Source organism: Bacillus sp. T33-2, assembly GCF_002860205.1.
In the GTDB taxonomy this organism is placed as follows: Bacteria; Bacillota; Bacilli; order Bacillales; family Cytobacillaceae; genus T33-2.
Genome location: NZ_PGVB01000034.1, coordinates 36,663 through 51,583, shown reverse-complemented (window position 1 = coordinate 51,583; position 14,921 = coordinate 36,663). Strand labels below are relative to the sequence as shown.

The window sequence follows — 14,921 nt, the reverse complement described above, 5'->3', positions numbered from 1 at the left end:
GTGGAGGTGAGTCTGATTAAGGTTCAGCAGCTATCAATACCTGAAACGAGACAAGTATCTCCTTCGTTGGCCCTTTATTTGGTTGTTTCAATGCAAATCGGGATCGGCGTGCTTGGCTTCCAGCGCCTTATTGCCGAGTCTGCCGGGCACGACGCCTGGATATCAGTATTAGTAGCAGGATTAAGCATCCATATTATTGTCTGGATGATTTATAAAATTTGTGAAACAGTAGACGGCGACCTCGTATCAGCCAATGTTTTCATTCTTGGAAAAAAGCTGGGCAAGATGATAAGCTCGCTATTTATCGTTTATTACATTTGTTTAAGTATAACAGTTCTGAGAAGCTACCTTGAAGTCATTCAGGTATGGATGTTTCCAGAATTAAGTACATTCTGGTTTAGCCTTGTCTTTTTGCTGCTCGTTCTTTACATCCTTTATGGAGGTTTTCGGACTGTTACTGGTGTTGCCTATTTTTGTACGATCCTGCCCAGCTATTTGCTGCTGACTTTTGCGTTCACACTTGAGTTCGCAGAATTCCGCAATTTGCTTCCTATTTTAGATCACCCTTTGACGGATATTTTAAAAAGTACCTACAGGATGTCCCTTACTTATGCTGGCTATGAAATCCTTCTGTTTTGCTACCCGTTTATCAAAGAACCTGATAAATCAAAAAAATGGGCCCATCTCGGCGTTTTCATTACAACTATTGTATATACCACACTTGCAATATTATCATTTGCCTACTATTCAGAGGGCCTGCTTTCAAAGTCGGTCTGGTCAACCCTTGACATGTGGAAAATTGTCACGATGCCATTTGTTGAACGTTTTGAATACATCGGGATCGCAAACTGGAGCCTGGTGATCCTGCCCAACGTTTGTCTTGCGGTTTGGAGCGGCAGCCGGATCGTTAAAAGAATAAGTAATTTTCCGCAAAAAAACGGTATAGTCATTATCACCCTCATTTGCCTGGTTGCAATTAATTTTTTCAATACGAGGCATGAAATTAATATGTTGAATGATTGGACTGGAAAATTGGGCTTCATCTTCACCTTTATTTACATACCTTTATTGTTTATTGCTGTGATGGTTGCAAAGAAGGTGAAGCGCAAATGAAGAAACAGATGTTTGCCTTAATGTCACTGTTTCTACTGTTACTTTCAGGCTGTGTGGAAAAAGAAATCATCGATGACGTCAATATCGAAATGGGATTCGGATATGATAAGGGAAAAGGTCGCATGATTGAAGGGACAGCGATGATCCCGGTGTTTGAGCCGGATAAGAAAATAGGAAACTTCAGCTTTACAGGAAAGTCTACGATCGCCTGGGATGTATTATCCGAGTTGCAGCGAAAATCCTCACAGCCACTGGTAAGAGGCCGGCTGGAGGTGGTAGTTTTCGGGGAAAAGCTTGCCGAAAGGGGCATCTATGACATAGTAGATTCTTTTCAAAGGGATCCAAGCGTTGGTGCAAGGGTTTATTTGACTGTATCGGAAGGGCGTGCGAGAGATATTCTAAGCGGGACATACGGTAACCGTGGAAACGCTGTGTATCTTTCTGATTTGATTGAGCATAACACCGAAAACCGTGACTTGCCGGAAACGAATCTGCACCTGTTTTTATTTGATTATTACCAGGAAGGAAAAGACCCTTATTTGCCAAAGCTGAAGAAAGCAGGAAAAGACTTGTTGGAAATAGAGGGTGTAAGCGTGTTCAAAAAAGACAAGGTGGTTGATATGGTTCCTGAAAAAAAGATGTTCTTTTTCAAGCTCATGGTCGACCGGCACAGCGAGGGCAGCGTTAAAATAGACATAGACAAGGAGCAAGCCGAAATTAGAAGCATTACATCATCAAGTAAAATGAAGCTTGATGAACGAAATCCATACTCGGTGACTATGAACATTAAAATAAATGGGGTCGTACGGGATTACTCCGGCCAGAAGCTGACCCATCGCACCGTTAAAGCAATAGAAAAAACTTTGGAGGAAAAAGTAAATAAAGAATGCACACAGCTTGCGAGGCAATTCCAGGAAAAAGACATCGACCCGGTCGGATTCGGTGAATTCATCAAAAGTAAAACCCGCGGTTTTGATATAAAAAAGTGGGAGAAACAGGACTATAAAAGTTTAAAGGTGAAAATTAATACCGACGTAGTCATTACTGAAACGGGAGTAGTTGAATGAAAATAAGCAAAGGGGCTTCGCCTTCCCTTTGCTTATTTTTATGTTGTCGTTGAAAACATATATTTTTTGTAATGGTAGCGGATGGAGAAGATGAGGCTGATGGCGAGCATATTCCCCATCAAAGAACTCCCTCCATAGCTGATAAACGGAAGCGGAATGCCGGTGATCGGCAGCAATCCGATCGTCATTCCAATGTTTTGGAAAACGTGGAAAGTGATCATACAAATGACACCAACGCAAAGGTAGGTATAATAATCATTTTTAGTTTCCATCCCGATCTTTGTAATCTGGTAAATCAAAAGGAAAAATAAGCTGATCAGGATACTGGCGCCGACAAACCCAAACTCTTCGCCGATGATGCTGAAAATAAAATCGGTATGGCTCTCGGGGAGGTACACCTCCCGGGTGCCGTATCCCTTCCCTGTCGTTTCACCTGAACCAATCGCCAGCAGCGACCTTGTCAGCTGGAACCCTGTCGTACTCTGGTAATTGTACGGGTCAAGCCAGGAATAGATCCGTCCAAACTGATACTCATCCACACCAAAATACTTTTTAAGGAATTCCGGTTTCTTGAGGACAAAGTAAAATACGACCATGATGAGCGAGATGACCGTTCCAAAAATCGGGACAAGAATTTTCCAGGAAATTCCCGAAATAAAGATCATTCCAAGCATGATTGCAATAAACACAAGTGAAGTCCCCAAATCTTGCTGGATTACCAGCATCAGGGGCACCATCGTAACAACACCGATTTTAAGCAAGAGCCAAACATCCGATTGGATTGTCTTGATCTGGTTTTTCTGGTGGTGGTCGAAAATCACCCTCGCGAGGCCTAATATAATAAATACCTTTACAATTTCGGAAGGCTGTATCGATCCAAGGCCAGGAATAACAAACCAGTTTTTTGCCCCGTTTCGCACAGGCGCGATGCTTGAGGGGGCCACAATCAAAAATGCAAGGAGCGCGACGCCAAAACCATATGCGTACCAGGTGAGCTTTTTCAGCTGGTCAGAGTCAAGCCTGATCACTGCTGTGATTATGCCAATGCCAATCGCGTACCAGACAACCTGCATGATCAGGAAGTTGCCGCCATACTGCCCTGTACTCTGAGCACTATAAATGGCAATGCAGCTTGATATGAACAATAAAAACAATACGAAAACCAGCCCATGATCAACTCTTGAGTTGTTTTTTTGGTTTGAAGTCATGGTCATTCCCCTTCTAACTGAAGAACTTTACAATACTTCATTATATTTTTTTCGACAGCAAAGCACAACTTCTTCAGCAAATTGTAAAATTTTACAGAGATAACGACAATTGACTGAAGCGTCAGCATTAAGCATCCAGCTGGGTCCGGGCCTGAAAATAGCGTGAAACCACGTCGTCCCTCATCCATTCTATATTATTGGGCACCTGGGGAATCATATAACCGATAAAAACTGGGGTCGTGACGAACCTGGGCACCACTTTGCAGATGAAATCCCCATCCAGCCAGTAGAAAAACAGGTTGTAGCTGCCGCACCGAAATGGAAAGCCATTTAAGATATAGTGCACGGCGGTTTGGATAAACAGGCAAAATTGCTCTATGTGGGCAAGATCCCGCATCCGTATGTTGAACTCGTAAAAACCAACTTTTGGTCGATCAGACAGGTTGAACGACACTCCATTTGCTTCTTGAATGGTAATTCCGGCAAAGTCGGACGGCTGTATGTTTTCCTTGTAATCTATATCATGCAGCCCCACAATTTGCATATGCGCATGGGCAATCGTGCCGCCCGAAAGCGGACCGTGGTTTTTGAACATGATCACCGATTTAAATTCTGCTGACTTTTCCATGGCCAGCCAGTTTCGCATCGCAAATTGCATAAGCCGTGATAAATGCTCTTTTGAATAGACGGAAAACTCTTCATCACATTTGTCGGTTTCAATCAACACCGTCTGAAAAGCATTTTCAAGGACAGGATACTTGTTTTTCAGCAACAGGAGCGGGCCTTCTTCGTCAATGATGCCGGTCAGCTCATCCCTGGCGCAAAAGGGACAGCATTGGTTTTTGTTTCTTATGCTCTCCGGCTTTTGGACACCAATAGACGTATTGAAAAATAAATGCCTATTTTTCACAATATCCACCTGCTTTATATGAGTTATCCTTTTATTTTATTAGACAAACAACAATTGACGAACTTTTCCCTCATTAAAACCTGACAGCTGTTTGTGTTTGACTGCTTTCCTTAGCCGCTTCAATGATCCTGATTACATCGAGGGACTCTTTCGCTGGCACAGGACCCGGACCGCCAGTGTTGATGGCATTGCAGACTTCGCGATAGAACTGGGAATAATCGCCTGGGATGGCCGGCAGCTTTTGGCTTTCTCCGTCCAGAAACAGCTCACCGTATTGCTGCGGATCGTCTTCACCCCAACGCTCTGTTCCAGGCCTTCCTCCGGATTTCAACGCCTCTTCCTGCGGGTCGATTCCTGATTTTAGGAAACTTCCTTTCGTACCATGAACCTGGAAGCGATGGCCCGGCTGCATGATGATGGAGCCGGAACGAAGGATGGCCCTCAGCCTTCCATAGCCCAGGATAAGGTGGAAATAATCATCGGCAACAGCGTTCTCACGCTGTGCAAATACATCTGCCAAAATAAATTCCGGACGGCCGAACAAATTCAGCGCCTGGTCAATTAAATGGGAGCCAAGATCAAACAGGATCCCTGAACCCGGTTCGTTGCTTTCCCGCCACCTATTTTTCACCTCTGGCCGGAAACGGTCAAAATGTGCCTCATATGTATAAATATCACCTAGAGTATTTTTTTGGATGAGCTGCTTTACCGTCAGAAAATCATTATCCCATCGCCTGTTATGATAAACATTTAATACAAGCTTTTTCTCCTCTGCGAGCTTGATCAATTCTTCGCCTTCTTTTGAATCCACTACAAATGGTTTTTCAACAATCACATGTTTTCCTGCAAGAAGTGAATTCTTAGCTTGTTCATAATGCATAGAATTTGGCGTGGTGATGATAACCAAGTCAATTGCATGGTCGTCCAGAATGGTGTCAATGCTGTCAGTTACCGTTACATGGCCGAGCTGCTGCTTCACTTTTTCCGGATTTGAAGACATGACAGCTGCAATTTCAAACTGCTCTGGCAATGCCTGCAATACAGGGGCATGGAATGTGGCGCCGGAAAATCCAAACCCGATCAATGCCGTATTTATTTTTTTCATGATTGGCCTCCTTGGGACAATTAAATATTCGCCGTATTGTTAGGTTAACAGAAAATCACTCATTTTTCCCGGGTCATGCCAAACACATTCAGCAAATTTGCACTTTTCTTAATTTCTTTACGTGGCCATTACCAGGATAAAACGGACAAATTTTTGTTATGTGACCCGGCCAATTCTCATATTCTGTTAATAATGGAAAAGCTTCCGGAATTAACTTATAATTTTTGAGGCCGATATTTTTCGTGAAGAGAGGACGTTTTGATGCTTACAAAAATAGAAGCGTTTATTTTAGGTTTGATCCAAGGGCTCACAGAGTTTTTGCCAATCAGCAGTACAGGGCATCTTTACCTTGGGAGGAATTTATTCGGGCTTCAGGAAGCAGGGCTGCTTCTTGATACATTGCTTCATGTTGGAACCCTCCTCGCTGTTTTTATATTTTATAAAAATGAATTTATTAAAATCATTAAAAATCCGTTTGGCAAACTGACTTTTCTGTTAATCATGGGTACCATCCCCGCAGTGGTCGTCGGCCTGCTGTTTGAAGATTATATCGATGAAATATCAAAAACAGGCGTAACGGTAGGCTGGGAGTTTTTGATTACCGGTTTGTTTCTATGGTTTGCGGAATCCATTAAAAACGGCCATAAGAAAATGGACGATATAAGCTACAAAGATGCCTTTCTCATCGGAGTGTTCCAGGCAGGAGCAATATTGCCGGCGATTTCCCGGTCGGGGCTGACGATAGTCGCTGCCCTTTGGCGCAGGCTGGATCGTGAAACGGCCGCCTACTTCTCTTTCTTGCTGTCCACTCCTGCGATTTTAGGAGCGATCGTTCTTCAGTCAAAAGATCTGTTCCAAGGAGGCAGTGAAACGATTTCTATGCAGGCCTTAGCGATCGGGATTATCTCTTCAGCGACTTTTGGGTACATAGCGGTGAAATGGATGATCGCTTATTTGAAAAACCACTCATTAAAGCCATTTGCCATATACGTATGGGTGCTCGGGATTGTGGTCCTTTATTTCCAATACACAGGGCAATTTTAATCGAGTATGCTCATTTTGATACTTTTAAATATACAAGGGCGGGCGCATTATTGTGTCTGACCTCTTTTTCTTTGAACTGAAATAATTTATCTTGAATTTTGTGAACATTCTGTGACAATTATTAATGAAACTAAATGAAACTTAACGTTTTGATACAAAAATCACTTTTCTGATTAATAGATTTCTTTATATTTAAATTAGAAGAGTAAAAAGGTGGTGAATTTGTGAATGGTGTAACCTATACACCTGACGAGATTGCCAGGCTGTTTAAAGTCTCAAAACATACAGTGTACGAACTGATTAAGCGGGGAGAATTGCGTGCCTTTAAGGTAGGGAACAAAATGCGGATTGACCAGGACGAAGTCGACAGGTACAAAGGCAGCATGAAAACGTCTCCTTCAAGGGGAGTGACCGGCGCCGCCGGGCATGCCCATTCAATCCAGCTTGCAGGAAGCCACGATTTCCTGGTCGAGCATCTGGTCAAATATACGGCGCTCCAGTCATCCGGGCTCACAATCCACCCTTCTTATATCGGAAGCCTTGAGGGGTTGATGATGCTTTACAGGGGTGCCGCTGATATTGCCGCTGTCCATTTGCTTGATCCGTCCTCACGTGAGTACAACCTGCCGTTCATCAGGCAGCTGTTTGTCCATGAGCGGATCTCAGTAATGAGGCTCGCTTCAAGAGAGCAGGGGTTCATAACCGCAAAAGGGAATCCTAAAAATTTCAGCAGCATCCAGGACTTGACCCGGAAAGACATCATATTTGTAAACCGGCAGAAAGGGGCTGGAACCCGTTTTCTGCTCGATTCGATGCTGGCTAGGGAAGAAATAAATCCCGTGCTGGTAAAAGGCTATGAAAATGAGGAATGGAACCATTTGGCAGCTGGCTCCCACATTAGCAGGGGCACTGCAGATGTGGCCTTTGGAATACGATTTGCCGCCAGCCAGCTGGGTTTGGATTTTATTCCCGTGGCAAGTGAGCAGTTCGACCTTGTTTTCCGCTGGACAGACCACAACACAGAATCCCTCGCACACCTGCTTGACTTGATCCATTTTACAACATTCAAAGACAGTGTCAGCAACCTCGACGGCTACAATGCCGAAGACCTAGGAAAAATCATTCATGAACATCGATAATGGAGGAGTTTATTCATGAAGCTTAAAGCACTACTGACAGCTATTTTGATGCTTATTTTTATCACTGCATGTTCAAATAATGAAGTCCAGAAGTCTGCAGCAAAGGCAGAAAAGGAAGTAAAACGCACTGATTTGATCCTTTCTACCACGACCAGCACCCAGGACAGCGGTTTACTCGATGTCCTCATACCAACGTTTGAGAAAAAACATCCATACAATGTAAAACCAGTCGCAGTCGGAACCGGACAAGCACTCGAGATGGGCACGAGAGGTGAAGCGGATGTCCTGCTTGTCCATGCCCCTGACGCCGAACAAAAAATTGTCGACAGCGGAGACGCCATAAACCGCCAAAAAGTAATGTACAATGACTTCATTCTTGTCGGCCCAGCCGACGACCCGGCGCGAATTAAGGGCCTTAAGGCAAAAGAAGCATTCACAAAAATCTTAAGCTCCCCTTCTCCGTTTGTTTCCCGGGGTGACGATTCCGGAACACATAAAAAAGAGCTTGAACTTTGGAAAGCTGCGGGACTGGACCCATCTAAAAAGCAGTCATATATGGAAACCGGCCAGGGAATGGGCAGCACCCTCCAAGTAGCGGCCGAGAAAAACGGGTATGTTTTGACAGACCGCGCGACATATCTTGCCCAAAAGAAAAATCTTGGCAATGCAGACATTCTGGTCGAAGGTGACGACAGCCTGCTCAACATCTATCATGTCATGCAGGTAAACCCTGATAAACACGATAAGATCAACGCCGACGGTGCGAAAGCGTTCATTGACTTTATGTTGGACAAGGATACAAAAACGACGATCAAGGAGTTTGGAACCGACAAATACGGAGAGCCCCTGTTCTTCCTGTTTGATGAATGACGGAACTGACCCACCGGACCCGCCATCGGCTCACGTACAGGGTATTACTTAATAAAAACAAAAGGCTTGAGTTCATATGGATCTTTTATTGGAAGGATTAAAAAAAGCGATAGAAATGATCATTGCTGGCGACCGCGAAATTTTCGAGATTGCAATGCGGACACTCAAGGTTTCTTTGACCGCTGTCCTGTTCAGCACATTGATTGGAATACCCGCGGGCATGCTGCTCGGGCTGACACGATTTCCCGGCAGGAAGCCGCTGCTTGCGCTCGTCAACATAGCGATGGGGCTGCCTCCTGTTGTCGCAGGGCTATGGATCACCATATTTTTATGGCGGTCCGGCCCGCTTGGCTCGCTGTCACTGCTATATACACCGACAGCGATTGTTCTTGCGCAAATACTTGTATCATTACCGATTATCATCGGTTTGACGAGTGCCGCCTTCCAACAGATCAGCGAAAAAATGATCCTGCAGGTGAAAGCCCTTGGTGCTACCCGTTTGCAGCTTGTCTGGATTTTGTTAAAGGAAACAAGACTGGGAATCCTTGCTGCTGTAATCGCCGGGTTCGGCCGGATAATCGCCGAGGTTGGTGCGGCAATGATGGTCGGCGGCAATATTAGCGGGGAAACCAGGATATTGACGACCACGATCATGATGGAAGTGTCGAAAGGAAATTTCGATGTCGCACTTGCACTGTCATTCATTTTGATGGCGCTCGCGTTTGCAATCACTTTTTTCCTGACTTTTTTACAGCAGAGGAGGCGCAGATCATGACGGCTTTGATCCGGGTTGAAAATATAGAAGTGATGCCCCACGGCAAAAGGATCCTCTCCATTCCCCGCTTTGAGATCAGCGAGGGAGAAATTCTTGGTGTCATGGGTCCTAATGGTGCCGGTAAAAGCACTTTCTTGAAAACTGTTGCGCTGCTCGCGCCACCCGATAGCGGTTCGGTCCTTTACCGGGGAGAACCCGTTTTGGCAGATAAATCGCTCCCCGTCCGAAGGAAATTTGCCGCCTGCCTCCAGCAGCCGCTTCTTCTGGATACGAGTGTTTTCAATAATATCGCTGTGGGCCTTAAGCTCAGGAAGAAACCACGCACTTATATCATTGATAAAGTTTCTTTCTGGCTTGAAAAGTTCAACATAAGCCATCTTGCGAAAAAGCATGCATTCCACTTGTCAGGCGGTGAAGCACAGCGGGTCAACCTGGCCAGGGCCATGGTTCTCGAACCGGAAGTGCTATTTTTGGATGAACCGTTTTCTGCCCTTGATTATCCAACGAAAGCACGGCTAATAAAAGATATTAAAACCATCCTCCATCAGACGAAAACCACAACCGTCTTTATCAGCCATGATTTAATGGAGTTAAAATACTTATGTGACAGGCTGGCAATCCTCATTGACGGGGAAATCAGGCAATCGGGGCCCACCGAAGAAGTGCTGGCCTCCCCCAATCCTGCTTCTGCTGCCTTCATCCGTGAATGGACAAGCTTACTGGTCTGATACTCCCACCCCTAAAGGAGTGGGGTTCTAAGGTACTTTTCACTTACAACAAAGGCTTCCCTAAGTCCGTCAGTGTGGTTCTCTTAGACTTTATTGACCAAACCACCTGACGGTCGTTTAGCGGTCGGTAGGCTCGTATCTGAACCATTTATGATTTATATTAAAATCCCATACTGCTAATCGTTGGTTTAACCAGTTTAAGCCGTTCGATTTCCTTTTCGTGCAAAAGAAGAAAAGAAGCAAAGTTTTCATTTAACGCCTGTTTATCGTACTCTCGTTTATTTATTGTATGTTGCAAGAGGAAAGCTGAGTATAAATCTCGTTGAACCCGTATACCCACGATGATATCCCACCGTTGGTGGATTGTTTTTTTGGTACAACTATCCTCAATATGATTGTATTGACTGGCTTTCAATTCCCACCTATTGACCTCACATAATTTCTTTCCGACATATGCTAATTTTTGTTTTAAAATTCTAAGCAACATGGAAGGTGCTTTATTGCCAATACTTTTACCATATCTCTTTTTACGTTGGAACTTGCCTGTTTTTTCACTGATTTTGGTTTCTTTTGCTCTCTTTGCCAATCCTTTGAAATTCATAGTTTCTACTTTCACTTCATCCCCAAGAGAGAGGATATAATTCGATAATGCTTCATGGTCTTGCTTACGTTTGGCAGTTTGTTTTCGTTGAATTTCCTTATATTGAGCCAATATCTTTAAATAGTTCTTGGAACGAATCCACTTTGCCCGATTGTCTTTCTTGATCGTGCCATCTTCGTTATATTTATTGGGGTTGGTTGCCCTTCGTGAACGGTCAAGTTTTCTAAGCATATTCCGTTTTTCTTTCTCAATTTTGTCAATGGACGGAGCCAATTCCAATAACTTTACTTCTTTCTCTGAACTGATCGCAAGGGTCTGTGTACCAATATCCAATCCAACTTTGCCTTCGTTCACAGGATTCCGGACTTCACCTGTTTCAGCATTATATTTTTGTGGAGGATAGCCCTCCATTACTAACTGAATATAAAATTTAGTTTTGCCCTTTATCTGTTGTCGGATAATACGTACAAATTTAATACGGTCACGTATCATAGCGGTATGAGCGTATCTGTCATTTTTCCTCACGATAACAGGTATCTTCAACCCGTTCCATTCCAATGTCTGATTTGTGTAACGTATCCCACTCATTTTCTTGCCTTCTAAACTATCCATGGTGCCGTGCTTTTTGAATCGGACTTTTTTCGTGCCTGGATTAAAGAGTAATTCCTCTACGGCTCCCCATGCTCGTTTCGCAAGCTTGGAGTTGGTATCCGAGTCTATATGTTTTTTATAGGTTTGGCGACAACGAGTGGCAAATGCATCAATACTATGAAAATTCAACCCGTATTTTTTTCGTAAGTCCGATAGGACTTTCTTCTTTTCAGAGTTGTATGGTTGTTCTTTCCAATGGATAAAAACTGAATCATGTTCCATGACTTTCTTCCGTTTTTGCAACTCTCCAAGATACCGATTATACAATTTCCGAGCGATTTCAAATCTCTTTTCCAAAATAAGTTCCTGAAAGAGTTCCGTCATCAGTTTTAATTGAAGAATGTATGTAGGAGAAGAAGGGTTTTCTTTTGTCATCGTTGTCACCACCTTTCTTTTATGAAACAGTACATATGTTCTATAATTTAAATATATAGTTAGATGCGTACTATGTCAATGTAGAAGGTAAGAAATGAACCTTGGAGAAAATATTCAAAAATACCGCAAACAAAGAAATTTGACACACCAACAATTAGCTGATTACTTAGAAGTCCACATACGAAATATTTCTTTTTATTAAAACGAGGAACGGATACCCCCCTTACAAACCATAATTAAATTAGCAGACTTCTTTGACCTGACATTAGACTAATTAGTAGGAAGGGATAGGTCGAACAAATAGGCAGAGGGATTTACCAACCCCCTGCCTTGTTTGAAGTCGTTTTCCTCCCACCCCTGAAGGAGTGGGCTTCCAACGACTGAAATTCTGTGAACAAATGAAAGGAACCGTGGCTGGCGCGGTTCCTTTGTTGTTGGCTGCGAAATGAAAATGAGAGGCATCACGCAGGTATCTCCGGAAATAAAACCGTAAACACGGTGCCCTTGTCGAGCTCGCTTTTGACAGTAATTTTTCCCTTATGCGCTTCGACAAGCGCCTTTACAATCGAAAGGCCGATGCCTGCTCCCCCGGTCTTCCTTGCCCGTGATTTATCACCCCTGTAAAACCTTTCAAAAATATGAGGAAGATCCTGGGCTGCAATTCCAACTCCTTTATCCTGGACGACGAAACCGGCCATACCTTCTTCTCTTGCAGCAGATATGGTCACCATGCCATGCTCCGGAGTATATTTTAGGGCATTGTTGATAATGTTAGTGAGGATTTGCATCACTTTGTCACGGTCACCTTTAAACAACTGTTTTTCATCTGGAGGAATCACCCTTAAGTCCACTTCTTTCTCCTTAAAAACCGGCACGAGCAGTTCCTGCATGGCAAGCAGAAGTTCACCCGTTTCAAGCTCCGTTTTGTTCAGGCGTATTTGCGGATTCTCGGCGGCCAGCAGTTTTTCCAGCTCGTTCACCAGCCTGACGAGCCGCATCAGCTCGCTGTGGCTTTGCTGCAGGCGGGCTGGTGTCGGCTCCCATATCCCGTCCTGGAATGCTTCTATCTGGCTTCTTAATGTAGCGAGCGGCGTCCGCAGCTCATGGGCAAGGTCACCTATGAATTCCTTCCGCAACCGTTCTTCTTTTTCCAGCGACATAGCCAGGTCATTAAAAGCGATCCCAAGCTGTTTCATTTCCTGGGACATGTCATCCACTGGAACCCGGACATTCTGTTTGTGAACAGCCAGCTCCTGGGCCGCTTCCGACAAACTATTCAGCCCGGCAGTCAGCCATTTTGAAATGAGCATGCTGAATACGAGCGCCAGCATTATCGTAACCACCACTGCGATCAGCAGGTATTGCTTGATGTTTTGGAGAAATATATATTCGCTATCGATAAAACCTTTAGGGTAATACACCTTAAATTTCCCAATCACGCGGTCATCCAGCTTGATTATGTCCATTGATGTGAGCCAGTTGTCTTCTTTGTAGGGGTTGCTTTCCATGCCAATCCCCTCCAAAACTCCCCTGGCGGATGTTGAATCCAGCAGCACGATGTCATCAGCATTATATATTTCATAATAAAGGCTCTCCGTCATCGCCTGCTCATGGAGCAGATCGGAAACCCGTGCACCTGTGAAGGTTCCTCGTTCCTTGTACTCCAGCTTAAGCGCCTTGACGACCTGATCGATCCGTTCAGTCCGGTTCCCGTTTATGTAATGGTTAAAGCTCGCTTCAAAACCCCATTGAAGGCTGAAGCTGACCACAAGGATGCCGGTGAGTGAAACGAGAAGGAAATAAAACAGTATCTTAGAACGCAGCGTTTTTAGCATCCGGAACTCCCCCAAACTTATAGCCCATGCCGAATACGGTCAGGATATATTTTGGATCCCGCGCGTCAGTTTCTATCTTTTTCCGAAGGTTCTTAATATGGGTGTCAATGCTGCGCTCATAGCCTTCGTAAGAAAAGCCGTCTTCCTGGATTTTGTCAAGCAGGTCCATCCGGCTGTAGACCCTGCCCGGGTATTTTGCCATATTTGACAGGAGGCGGTACTCAATAGGCGTGACACTGATTCCATGGCCATTTAAGAGAATCTCTTTCTTCAGCAAATCGATCACCAGTTCCTTACTGTTAAAAGAAAGCTGCCCATCCGCCTGTTCACCCATGCGTGTCCGCCTTAAAATGGCCTGGGTCCTGACAACGACCTCCTTTGGGCTAAATGGCTTGGTCACATAATCATCCGCACCGATCACAATTCCGTTGATGCGTTCATCTTCCCCGGATTTGGCAGTAAGCATCATGATAGGCACATCAGATTCCTTCCTGAGCAGCCTGCACACTTCTTCCCCGGAAATGTCAGGCAGCATCAGATCAAGCACGATGAAATCAGGTTTCACTGAATCTGCTTTTCTTAAAGCATCGAGCCCATTATCCGCGCAAAACACCTGGTAGCCTTCTTTCTGCAAGTAGGCCTCCAGCACTTCGATAATCATCCGCTCATCATCTACGAGCAATATTTTATGGCTCATTCATATCTCCCCTTGCATCTTTCTTCCATAAAAAAATTAATCTTCACAACTTCCACATAACTTCCACATAAGTTCTACATACCTACTTATTATTATAAAGACAAGAATACAACAGGGAGTTGACGAAATAGGAAAAATTAGTGAATCCTGTATCAGCACCTTGATCACTCTGTATCAAAGTTTTATGGAATATAAGTGGTTCGGAAAAACCCTTTCCCGAAAATCGGTACACTTTAAGGACCACCGATTTTCAAACGCTTAGTGCAATGTGGAAAATCCCAATCCAGCAAGTTGCCCTGAGTGATTGCCTTTAAATGTTTTGCAAAACTTCCCTTTTAATTTTATAAATTGGTTTTGAACTTCTCAAAACCTCCCTTATGTGAAGATTGGCCCTTGGCCAGTCTCTTTTTTTTTGGCAGTGCAAAATTTAGCTGAGTATCTAATAAGATAGGAGCTGTCAAACAGCAACTAAAAAAGGGCCAGCCTCATTATTGAGGCTGGCCCTTGTATTAATCAGGTATTCTGATGACAGGAGCAACTGACGGTTCGCCTTCCCGCGCATTGTGATCATCGCTGTAAAAGACGTCTTGCAACTCGTTGTTTGTGTCTCCAGCATCAGTAAGTCCAGTGCTGATCCGCTCACGCAACTCCCGGTCATTCTGGTTACTATTTACATCAATGTTCACTTTCGCATCATCCCGATTTTTCATGCTATCCCTCCTGTTAGCTGGAATTCCTGCTTTTCATTACTTTACCCTTTCGGATGGGTAAAACACTTGTAAACTTTGGAAGGCCGGCTGTAA

General features: G+C 44.2%; 14 protein-coding genes. 7 read left to right on the top strand and 7 right to left on the bottom strand.

Annotated features, from left to right (window positions below; all coding sequences use genetic code 11):
- Window positions 1-1,113, top strand: coding sequence for a GerAB/ArcD/ProY family transporter (locus CVD19_RS20155; RefSeq protein WP_101584971.1), 1,113 nt, complete (start codon window positions 1-3; stop codon window positions 1,111-1,113).
- Entirely contained in the window at window positions 1,110-2,180 is a 1,071-nt protein-coding gene (locus CVD19_RS20150) for a Ger(x)C family spore germination protein (RefSeq protein ID WP_101584969.1), read from the top strand. The genes CVD19_RS20155 and CVD19_RS20150 overlap by 4 nt, the downstream gene beginning before the upstream one ends.
- A 38-nt stretch (window positions 2,181-2,218) precedes the next feature.
- Here CVD19_RS20150 and CVD19_RS20145 read toward each other — a convergent pair whose 3' ends face one another.
- From CVD19_RS20145 to CVD19_RS20135, 3 genes are all read right to left on the bottom strand, one after another.
- A complete protein-coding gene (locus tag CVD19_RS20145; RefSeq protein WP_101584967.1) occupies window positions 2,219-3,388 on the bottom strand; it encodes an FtsW/RodA/SpoVE family cell cycle protein in 1,170 nt (389 codons plus the stop codon).
- Window positions 3,389-3,515: 127 nt separating this feature from the next.
- Window positions 3,516-4,298, bottom strand: coding sequence for a DUF4931 domain-containing protein (locus tag CVD19_RS20140; protein WP_101584965.1), 783 nt, complete (start codon window positions 4,296-4,298; stop codon window positions 3,516-3,518).
- Window positions 4,299-4,371: 73 nt separating this feature from the next.
- Window positions 4,372-5,403: an oxidoreductase gene (locus CVD19_RS20135; protein WP_101584962.1), complete on the bottom strand. Its 1,032-nt coding sequence runs from the start codon at window positions 5,401-5,403 to the stop codon at window positions 4,372-4,374.
- 261 nt (window positions 5,404-5,664) lie between these two features.
- Here CVD19_RS20135 and CVD19_RS20130 point away from each other — a divergent pair, with 261 nt between their 5' ends.
- From CVD19_RS20130 to CVD19_RS20110, 5 genes are all read left to right on the top strand, one after another.
- Window positions 5,665-6,447, top strand: a complete 783-nt coding sequence (locus CVD19_RS20130) for an undecaprenyl-diphosphate phosphatase (protein ID WP_101584960.1) — start codon at window positions 5,665-5,667, stop codon at window positions 6,445-6,447.
- A gap of 224 nt (window positions 6,448-6,671) precedes the next feature.
- Window positions 6,672-7,586, top strand: a complete 915-nt coding sequence (locus CVD19_RS20125; RefSeq protein WP_101584958.1) for a substrate-binding domain-containing protein — start codon at window positions 6,672-6,674, stop codon at window positions 7,584-7,586.
- Window positions 7,587-7,601: 15 nt separating this feature from the next.
- Window positions 7,602-8,456: a substrate-binding domain-containing protein gene (locus CVD19_RS20120; RefSeq protein WP_101584955.1), complete on the top strand. Its 855-nt coding sequence runs from the start codon at window positions 7,602-7,604 to the stop codon at window positions 8,454-8,456.
- Window positions 8,457-8,532: 76 nt separating this feature from the next.
- Window positions 8,533-9,231, top strand: coding sequence for an ABC transporter permease (locus CVD19_RS20115; RefSeq protein ID WP_101584953.1), 699 nt, complete (start codon window positions 8,533-8,535; stop codon window positions 9,229-9,231).
- A complete protein-coding gene (locus CVD19_RS20110; protein WP_101584952.1) occupies window positions 9,228-9,959 on the top strand; it encodes an energy-coupling factor ABC transporter ATP-binding protein in 732 nt (243 codons plus the stop codon). Before CVD19_RS20115 ends, CVD19_RS20110 begins: the two co-directional genes overlap by 4 nt.
- Before the next feature lie 160 nt (window positions 9,960-10,119).
- Here the strand turns inward: CVD19_RS20110 and CVD19_RS20105 are convergent, their stop codons facing one another.
- The 4 genes from CVD19_RS20105 to CVD19_RS20085 all read right to left on the bottom strand — a co-directional run bounded on the left by CVD19_RS20105 (window position 10,120) and on the right by CVD19_RS20085 (window position 14,828).
- Entirely contained in the window at window positions 10,120-11,586 is a 1,467-nt protein-coding gene (locus CVD19_RS20105; protein WP_101584949.1) for a transposase, read from the bottom strand.
- Window positions 11,587-12,047: 461 nt separating this feature from the next.
- Complete coding sequence (locus CVD19_RS20095) at window positions 12,048-13,421, bottom strand: sensor histidine kinase (protein ID WP_101584945.1); 1,374 nt, start codon at window positions 13,419-13,421, stop codon at window positions 12,048-12,050.
- Window positions 13,399-14,118: a response regulator transcription factor gene (locus CVD19_RS20090; RefSeq protein ID WP_101584942.1), complete on the bottom strand. Its 720-nt coding sequence runs from the start codon at window positions 14,116-14,118 to the stop codon at window positions 13,399-13,401. The genes CVD19_RS20095 and CVD19_RS20090 overlap by 23 nt, the downstream gene beginning before the upstream one ends.
- A gap of 509 nt (window positions 14,119-14,627) precedes the next feature.
- Complete coding sequence (locus tag CVD19_RS20085) at window positions 14,628-14,828, bottom strand: hypothetical protein (RefSeq protein WP_101584940.1); 201 nt, start codon at window positions 14,826-14,828, stop codon at window positions 14,628-14,630.
- Window positions 14,829-14,921 lie beyond the last annotated feature (93 nt).

Excerpts from the sequence above, each read along its gene's own strand:
- CVD19_RS20130 (WP_101584960.1), top strand. The coding sequence starts at position 5,665 with ATGCTTACAAAAATAGAAGCGTTTATTTTAGGTTTGATCCAAGGGCTC.
- CVD19_RS20145 (WP_101584967.1), bottom strand. The coding sequence starts at position 3,388 with ATGACTTCAAACCAAAAAAACAACTCAAGAGTTGATCATGGGCTGGTT.
- CVD19_RS20090 (WP_101584942.1), bottom strand. The coding sequence starts at position 14,118 with ATGAGCCATAAAATATTGCTCGTAGATGATGAGCGGATGATTATCGAA.
- CVD19_RS20120 (WP_101584955.1), top strand. The coding sequence starts at position 7,602 with ATGAAGCTTAAAGCACTACTGACAGCTATTTTGATGCTTATTTTTATC.
- CVD19_RS20150 (WP_101584969.1), top strand. The coding sequence starts at position 1,110 with ATGAAGAAACAGATGTTTGCCTTAATGTCACTGTTTCTACTGTTACTT.
- CVD19_RS20105 (WP_101584949.1), bottom strand. The coding sequence starts at position 11,586 with ATGACAAAAGAAAACCCTTCTTCTCCTACATACATTCTTCAATTAAAA.
- CVD19_RS20135 (WP_101584962.1), bottom strand. The coding sequence starts at position 5,403 with ATGAAAAAAATAAATACGGCATTGATCGGGTTTGGATTTTCCGGCGCC.
- CVD19_RS20115 (WP_101584953.1), top strand. The coding sequence starts at position 8,533 with ATGGATCTTTTATTGGAAGGATTAAAAAAAGCGATAGAAATGATCATT.
- CVD19_RS20095 (WP_101584945.1), bottom strand. The coding sequence starts at position 13,421 with ATGCTAAAAACGCTGCGTTCTAAGATACTGTTTTATTTCCTTCTCGTT.
- CVD19_RS20085 (WP_101584940.1), bottom strand. The coding sequence starts at position 14,828 with ATGAAAAATCGGGATGATGCGAAAGTGAACATTGATGTAAATAGTAAC.
- CVD19_RS20110 (WP_101584952.1), top strand. The coding sequence starts at position 9,228 with ATGACGGCTTTGATCCGGGTTGAAAATATAGAAGTGATGCCCCACGGC.